This window comes from Halobacteriovoraceae bacterium (genome assembly GCA_020635115.1).
In the GTDB taxonomy this organism is placed as follows: domain Bacteria; phylum Bdellovibrionota; class Bacteriovoracia; order Bacteriovoracales; family Bacteriovoracaceae; genus JACKAK01.
In genome coordinates this window covers 1-1,685 of record JACKAK010000024.1, presented here as the reverse complement: position 1 = coordinate 1,685, position 1,685 = coordinate 1, and the positions used below count along the sequence as shown (strand labels likewise).

1 protein-coding gene is annotated in these 1,685 nt (G+C 32.8%); it reads left to right on the top strand.

Features of this window, described 5'->3' with window-relative positions:
- Nucleotides 1-20: 20 nt before the first annotated feature.
- Nucleotides 21-1,685: hypothetical protein (locus tag H6622_18410; GenBank protein MCB9063501.1), on the top strand; the 1,665-nt coding region annotated here is incomplete at its 3' end.

Below are 1,685 nucleotides of genomic sequence, written 5' to 3'. Positions count from 1 at the left end.
TCCCCTATTCAAAATTTGCTTTGGTAGAAAACTTTTGGGAAACCGGTTATGGAATGCCGTCATTCACTCTGTTGGGCGAAAAAATCATTCGCTTTCCGTTTATTCTGCATTCATCCTATCCGCATGAACTTCTTCACAATTGGTGGGGGAATAGCGTTTATGTAGATTTTGACAAAGGTAACTGGTGCGAAGGTTTAACAGCTTATATGGCTGATCATTTAATTAAAGAGCAACGAGGACAAGCCGAAGAATACAGAAGATCTACTTTGCAAAAATTTACTGATTTCATAAATGATGGAAATGATTTTCCGCTGAGTAAGTTTTTATCCAGACATGACGGATCTTCGGAAGCAATTGGATATGGAAAGTCTTTAATGGTTTTTCATATGTTAAGAAATTTGGTCGGCGATGAAAATTTTACAAAATCACTTCAAGTTTTTAATAGAAATAATAAATTTAAAAAAGCTTCTTTTGATGATATAAGAATTGCATTTGAAGCTGTAACTGGAAAAGATTTAAAGTGGTTTTTTGTACAGTGGATTGAAAAAACCGGCTCGCCAACTTTGAGTTTAGAAAATTCTAAAGTTGAGCAATTCGGAGATACTTACCAAATAAGCTTTACTATAAAGCAAACGCAAAAAGGAGATTTGCTTAAATTAAATGTTCCGGTTGCATTTGTAACTAATAAAGAAACTCAACTTGAAGTTTTTGAATTAACTGATAAAGAAACAAAACTTTCATTCACAACTAAGAATGAACCACTAAAAATTTTAGTCGATCCACAGTTTGATGTTTTTAGAAATTTAGACCCACGTGAAATTCCTGCAGCACTTACAACAGCTTACGGTTCAGAAAACAGTTTGATTGTTTTGCCAAGTAAGTCCAATAATGATTATCAACTTTATGAAGATTTTGCAAATCAATGGATTAAGGGAAGTGAGGATGAGTTTCAAATTCTGACAGAAAATGAAATAGATAATCTTCCATCTGATAAAGCTATTTGGATTTTAGGTAATACTAAATTTCAATCACTGGTAAATAATTCTTTAAAACAATTCAATTCCGAAATTCAAAAAGACTCAATAAAACTAGATTCAAAATCATTCCCTAATACCGGTAACAGTTTTATTGCTTCTATTAAAAATCCTAATAATCTTAACAATGTAATTTTGTACCTATCCATAGCCAATAAAAACGCCATTGATGGATTAGTAAGAAAACTTCCTCATTACGGTAAATATAGTTACTTGGGTTTTGAGGGCGATGAGCCTACAAATATTGCAAAAGGTCAATGGGCAGTTATTAATTCTCCGTTAGTAAAATCATTATCCACTAGATCAGAAAAAGCCGAACCAGAGTTTAAGCAAAGGGAAGCATTAGCAAAACTAGCTCCCGTTTTTTCATCAAAAAGAATGATGGAACATATAACCTTTCTCGCATCTGATAAAATGAAAGGAAGAGAATTAGGCAGTTCTGAATTAGACAGTGCCGCAAATTATATTGCTGATAAATTTAAAGAATATGGGTTAGAACCGGGAAGCGATGATGGAACTTTTTTCCAGATTTTTGAAAAGGCTTTTCATGGAAAAGGTAATTTAAAACTCAAAAATATTATTGGAATTATTCCCGGAACAAATCCAAACCTAAAAGAAGCGGTTGTAGTTTCTGCTCATTACGATCATCTT